Here is a 6572-nt window from a genome sequence, read left to right as displayed (position 1 = left end):
TCGCTTGCCGAGGCGCTCAAGGTGCCCGCGCTCGCGCCGCTGTTGACCGAACTGTTTTCGGCGGCGGTCGAGTTTGTCGCCGACAAGATCTTCGGTGCGGTCCAAGAGCTGTTCAAGGACGACCAGTCCGACATCGTCTCCGGCAATGTTCAGCTGTGGTCCGCTTGGCATCCGTTTAAAGATCCGTACTGGGCCAAAGAAATCAACCACAACGACATCACGATCCATTCCGGTGGCAAGGACGGCCAGATCGATCTGAAGCTGAAGCTCTCGCGGGTGTGGAGCCCCATGTGAGTCTCTGCTCGTCGCACCGGTTCGACGCCGTGCGTGAACACGCCGTTTGGTTTCAGAGCAGGTGGTATTGATACAATGCCACCTGCATTCCGGACGAGTGTTAGCACGGCGATCGGGCGTGACTACTGGAGCGTCACTTTGGTGGTCCGACCGGATTGGACGAAGCGGAGTTTGTTTTCGCGGGCCAGCCAGCCGACCGCAGCGGTGACCAAATCACCCGGTGCTTCGACGCTCTTTTTGACACTCGTCAGGGTTTGCTCACCGCCATCTTCGAGCGTCTGCCAAACCTCTCCGGCGACCAGGCCGATTTCGGAGTTGTCGAAGATCCGCCGAGGTGCCGACGTTTTCTTGGCAGCGCCGTTGGAACTCGGTTTCTTGGAAGCACCGTTGGTCTGCACTTTGGCTGACTCCAGTTCCGGCTTCGGCACTGTCTTCGTCTTTGACGTTTTGTCCGCTTTCTTCTTAGCCATCGATACTCCCCTGTTCAGGTTGTGAGATTTCTTGGGGGAACGCGCACAGCCCCATTTTGCAACGGCTCAAACGATCACACAACCACTTCGTCCGGCTCGCCATGCGATCGGGCCCGCGTGACGCGGCAGTGAAACGTTGATTTCTTTGGACAGGGCCGTTGGGGCCTCCCCTGTTCGGTCGGATAGGCGGTCAGTTTTCCACAACGACGATCAAAAATATCCTTCTCAAAAAATGGCATTCCATCTTCATCACCACCCGTTTCCCTGTCGTCATCGTGGGGAATTCCGCAGGTCATCGCGGTTGGAGCCGGGCGGACCGCAGGAGTCGGCAGTTGAGTTGTACACACTACTTGACCGATTCGATCTGGTTTCGCATGTGATCGATGATCGCGGGCAGGTAGATGATGCCCGAGTAGTGATTGGCCAGCAGCCTGATGTGATGCGATGGATCCAGCTTGGCGGACGTCGCCAAGGCGTTGGCGCTGGACATCGGAACCACAGTGTCGAAGGTTCCGGAGTAGAGCCAGGTGCGGTCGGGGGGAAGGCGGTGTGCGACACGCGTCGGTTCGATCTGATTGACGAGCGATCGAAGTTGTTCGCCGGTGATGCCTGCTTCTTGCAATCGCTGGCGTACCTTGGCGGCGTCTTTCGTTCCGTTTTCAATCACGCTCAACAGGTTTCCACCGGCCAGGGTGATGAAGATGTGGTCGTAGCCGTCGTCGATCGACGCCGCGGTTGCCGAAACGAATCCGCCCAAACTGGTGCCTTGAAGTGAAATGCTGGAATCATCGACGTACGGGAGGCACGCGACGGCGTCTCGGGCGCGGCGGACATCGGCGATCCCCTGCCGCATGGCGTTAAAGAAAACGACGTCGTCGGGCTTCTTACCGTTTTCGCGACGTTTGCCGTAGTGGGGCAGATGGATCAGAAAGGCATGGAAACCACAGTGATGAAATCCATGGGCAAACATGCGTCCCACCGGCATCTTGCTGCCCGATTCGTGAACCACCACGACGGCCTTGGCTCGTTTGGGACGCTGTTGTTCATCCCGTGCCACGTACCATTCCATCGCGACCGAGTCGTTCGCGGGATGGCCAGTGTTGATGGGTGACGGAAATCGTACCGTGACGTCACCCCGGAGTTCGTCCGCAGTGGTGCAATGGGTCGTGAACTCGGTGGCTTGCCAGATCAATCCGCTCAGACAGGCGCGTGCGTCCTCGGCTGGTTCATCGCCGACGTTGATCGAATCGGAGGCCTGGAACGACTTCCCGATCCATTCCAACGGAACGACGTTGACCGCTTCGTCGCCGCAGCAGATCAAGCCATCGCCGATCAGGCAGCCGAACAGGCCACAGCCGATGGCGGCGAACCAGACCATTCGGAGTCGATGCATCGTGGGGCTCGTTTGTCGGACAGGAAACGCGGGGAATGAAATGGCACAACAATGGCGGCCAGGAAAACGGGGCGTTGGGATCGCGGGCCACAGGAAAATGGAGCGCCGCGCCGGGCATCATCCCCTGATTCCATTGTAACGTCGGCGATCAGACGAGTTCCAGTTCGCCGACAGAGGGGCGTTCTTGCGGCCGGTTTTCCACCTCGGGCAGCCGCTCTCCAGGGTGCGGATCCAATCGTCGGTTGGTGCTGATGATCAGGTACAGCGCGGGAACCACGGCCAGGGTCAACAGGGTCCCCAGCGCCATGCCGGCCACCAGGATGATGCCGATGCTGTTGCGAGCTTCCGCCCCGGCGCCCGTGACCAGAACCAGCGGAAAGTGTCCCAGGATCGTTGCCGCCGACGTCATCAACACCGGGCGCAGGCGAGTCTGTGCCGCATGCATGATCGCGGCCCGTTTCTCCCAGCCGTCGTGACGCAGCATGTTGGCGAACTCCACGATCAAGATTCCGTTCTTGGCGACCAGTCCGACCAAGGTGATCAATCCGACTTGGGAATAGATGTTGATGGTCGTCAGATTCAAGCACGTCAGCACCAGCACGCCCGTGATCGCCGGCGGGACGGAACCGAGCAGCACAACGAGCGGATCGCGAAACGAATGGAACTGCGCCGCGAGCACCAGATAGATCAGCACCAAGGCAAACCCGAGCGTTCCGGCCAGCTTGGAACCCTCGTTGCGGATCTGTCGCGATTCGCCGGCGTAATCAATTTCCGCGACACCACCGGTGACGTCGCGCGCGATCTGCTCGATCACGTCCAACCCCGTCGCTTTGGTGACACCGGGCAAGACGGCGGCGGAGATTTTGAGCGAGTCTTGTTGTCCGAATCGATGCAGACTGCGCGGTGCGGTCACCGGCTGGATCGATGCGAATGCCGACACGGGAATCAACTCGCCGGCCGGATTGCGGATTTTTAAATCCATCAACGACCCGATGTCTTCACGCTGGCGGGCATCGAGTTGTGGGATGACGCGATACGAACGGTCAAAGAAATTAAATCGATTGACTTCACCGCCGCCGAGCAACACGCCCAACTCACGGCCCACCGCGGCTTGGTCGAGTCCCAGGTCGGCCAACACCTCGCGGTCGACCATCACACGTGCCTGGGGCAGGTCGAATTTCAAATCGGAATCGACGAACATGAACATGCCCGTTTCACTGGTACGCTGCATGATCTGTTGGGACCATTCCAGCCGCTGCCGCGTCGGCGTGTCGCTTTTGATCACCAATTCGACATCGAATTGGCCCGCGCCGGGAAGCGGTGGAACCAGCACGGGAAACGCTTCCAGTCCGACACTCTGTGATGCGATTGCGAAGACTTCGGGAAGCATCGATTGGGTATCACGCTCTCGATCGTCCCAGTCTTTGGTGATCACGCCCCCGAAGCCTCCACCGGCGGTGACCAGCGACCACATGTACTCCGTTTCGGGGATCGCTTGCAAGCGTTGGGCCAACTCGCCGGCCCAGTGCGTCGACGCCGTCAGTGTTGAATCGGGTGCGGCGCTGACGACCAACGAGATCGCTCCCTCGTCTTCGATCGGTGCCAGTTCCTTGCCCGACAACATGTATAGCGGAACGGCAGCCAGGGCGGTGATCAAGGTTGCCACGGCGATCGACCAACGCAGATCCAGCACCCAAACCAGCAGCCGCGCATAGATCGCTTGCAATCGATCGAACAGCCGCGCGGTCAATCGAGTCAGCCGCCCCTCGCGTTCTTCGGTTTGTAACAGCAACCCGCTCATGATCGGTGACAACGTCACCGCCACGATTCCGGAAACGATCACGGCGGCGGCCAGTGTAAACGCGAACTCGCGAAACAGCATGCCGGTCAGTCCCGATTGGAACCCGATCGGAGCGTAGACGGTTGCCAGCGTGATCGTCATCGCGATGATCGGACCGACCAGTTCACGGGCGCCGACCAGGGCCGCACCGGTTTTGGAGAGGCCTTCGCGGAGGTGTCGCTGGACATTTTCGACCACCACGATGGCGTCGTCGACGACCAATCCGACCGACAGCACGATGGCTAGCAACGTCAGCAGATTGAGTGAGAAACCCAGTAAAAACATCACGACGGCGGCACCGATCAGCGAGACAGGCATCGCGACCAGTGGAACGAGTGCCGAACGCAGCGACCCCATGAACAGAAACACCACCAAGGCGACAATGGCGACCGTTTCCAACAGCGTCGTGAAAATCTCCGACAGCGCCTTGCGCATGAACTTGGTGCCGTCGTAGGCCATCTGCATGTCCATGTGCGAAGGCAATCGGGGTTGCAGCTCGGACATCGCGACCGCGACGGCGTTGGAGACTTCGATTTCATTGCTTCCCGGTAGCGGCCACACGCTCAAGTAGACGGCTTTGCGACCGCGGTACATCGCCGTCGCCGTCGGCTCTTCCGATCCCAGTTCGACGTCGGCGACATCTTGCAATCGCACGATCGAATCATCGGTTTGCGAAACGATCAAGTCACCAAACTCTTCGACGCTTCGCAGATCGGTGTTGGTCAGTAAGTCGATCTGGACCGAGTCGCTTTTGATTTGGCCGATGGCGGCGAGAAAATTATTTCGTTGCAGCGCCTGGTAGACATCGCCCGGTGTCAGATTCAACTCCGCCAGCCGCTGCGGTGAAATCCAGATCCGCATCGCCGGTGTCTGGCCGGCTTCGACGCCGACGCGCTGGACGCCGCGGACGGTCGCCAGTCGTGGCTGGACGTTGCGGGCCAAGAAATCGGTCAGCGCGGGGATGTCGAAGTGATCCGACGTGAAACTGATGTAGAACGTCGCGTAGGGCTTGTCGGCGCGGGCCAGATCGACCGTCGGCGGTTCGGCCTGGTCGGGAAGTTGCGAACGAATTTGGCTCAGCCGCGCGTTGACTTCCGCCAGCGCCCGCGTCGAATCGTGGTTCAGTTGCAGCTTGATCGTGATCGTGCTGATGCCGGCGATACTCGTCGATTCGATCGTGTCGACGCCGGCGATCGACGATACCGCTTGTTCAATCGGTGTCGTCAGGAAGCCGCGGACGGTTTCGGCGCTGGCACCGTAGTACAGCGTCGTGACCGTGATCGAACTGCTTTCCAGTTTCGGGAACTGTTGAACGGGCAACGAAGCGGCGCAGCGAATTCCGATGATCACCAATATCAAATTGGCGACGACGGCCAGCACCGGATGGCGGATGAACAGATCGGTGATCGCGCGGCGTGGCGCGGCGGTGGTTTCGTGTTGCCTCATGGGGTGTCTCCCGGGGCCAGCAATCGTCCTTCGCTGACCTTGAACGAACCGTCGGTGATCACGGTGTCCCCGGCCGCAATCCCTTCGGCGATCCAAGTCCGTGAACCGTCGCTGCCCAGCACCACCACCGAACGCGACTCGGCACGCAGCTGGCCGTTGGTCTCGACCGCGACGAACACACTGGTGCCGGTCGGTCCACGACGGACCGCCGTCGACGCCACCGTGACCGCGGGGACGTTGGGGCCGTAAGGAATGCGAATCTTGACCGAGTCACCCGGATGCAGGGTCGTCGGCGGATTGTCCAACCGCGCCCGAGCCATCAGCGAACGTGACTGCAGATTCGCCGACGCATCCACCGCGACGATGTTGGACTGGAGTGGCTGTGGGGCTGACGGCAGCAACAACTCGATCGCGTCACCGACGCCGACGGTGGCCGCGACCGATTGGGGCATCGCAAAGTCAATGTTCAGATAGTCGGCTAAGCCGGACAGTTCCGTGATTTCGCTGCCGGCGGCCAGGTACTGTCCGGGATGGAGGTCGAACAGGCCCACGCGGGCATCGAAGGGCGCGGTCAGCGTCTTCTTTTTGATCAACGCTTCCAACCGTTCGACTTCGGCGACCGATCGGGCCAGGTTCGCGGTCGCTTCCTCCAGCAGTTGCTCGCTGCCGGCACCGGATTGTTTCAATCGTTGGTTTCTCGCCAATGCGTCTTCAGCCAGTTGCCGGGTCGCCACCGCGCTCTTCAAGTCGGCGGATTCGAGATCCGTGTCGAACTTGAACAAGACGTCGCCCCGACGTACCGAGTCTCCCGGTTTGACAGCGACTTCGGTGAGAACCCCCGTCAACTCATTGCGTAGCATCACCGACTGGGGCGCCAGCACCGTTCCGATCACCATGCTGTTGCGGCGGTAGGGTTGGTCTGTTGCGGTCATCGTGACGACGGCGACAGGCATTTCCGGCGGCGGGGGCATCGCACCGGCGGCCTGGATTTGGCGGTACTTGGCGTAGCCGACCGCGCCGAGTGCCCCCACCACAAGAAGGAGGACGAAGACGGAACCGGCGATCAGGCGTTTCATCGGAGAATCAGTAAAGGGAAGCTGACGACGTTCTAACGGAGACTACTTCATTG

Annotated in this window: 5 protein-coding genes; 1 reads left to right on the top strand and 4 read right to left on the bottom strand. The window is 60.4% G+C overall.

Going from position 1 to position 6572, the window contains the following annotated elements; translation table 11 throughout:
* A partial coding sequence (locus ABX749_RS16990; protein WP_372897016.1) for a hypothetical protein occupies positions 1 to 294 on the top strand: 294 nt, incomplete at its 5' end.
* 122 nt (positions 295 to 416) lie between these two features.
* Here the strand turns inward: ABX749_RS16990 and ABX749_RS16985 are convergent.
* The 4 genes from ABX749_RS16985 to ABX749_RS16970 form a co-directional block, all read right to left on the bottom strand.
* Positions 417 to 764, bottom strand: a complete 348-nt coding sequence (locus ABX749_RS16985; RefSeq protein ID WP_145210756.1) for a winged helix-turn-helix domain-containing protein — start codon at positions 762 to 764, stop codon at positions 417 to 419.
* A gap of 346 nt (positions 765 to 1110) precedes the next feature.
* Positions 1111 to 2157, bottom strand: coding sequence for a dienelactone hydrolase family protein (locus tag ABX749_RS16980; protein WP_372897015.1), 1047 nt, complete (start codon positions 2155 to 2157; stop codon positions 1111 to 1113).
* 148 nt (positions 2158 to 2305) lie between these two features.
* A complete protein-coding gene (locus ABX749_RS16975; RefSeq protein ID WP_372897014.1) occupies positions 2306 to 5443 on the bottom strand; it encodes an efflux RND transporter permease subunit in 3138 nt (1045 codons plus the stop codon).
* Positions 5440 to 6519, bottom strand: a complete 1080-nt coding sequence (locus ABX749_RS16970) for an efflux RND transporter periplasmic adaptor subunit (protein WP_372897013.1) — start codon at positions 6517 to 6519, stop codon at positions 5440 to 5442. The genes ABX749_RS16975 and ABX749_RS16970 overlap by 4 nt, the downstream gene beginning before the upstream one ends.
* Positions 6520 to 6572: the final 53 nt, after the last annotated feature.

The sequence above is a fragment of the Stieleria sp. genome (assembly GCF_041595215.1).
Lineage (GTDB): Bacteria > Planctomycetota > Planctomycetia > Pirellulales > Pirellulaceae > Stieleria > Stieleria magnilauensis.
Note: the sequence above shows the minus strand (reverse complement) of the source record. Positions and strands in the feature narration are given on the sequence as shown.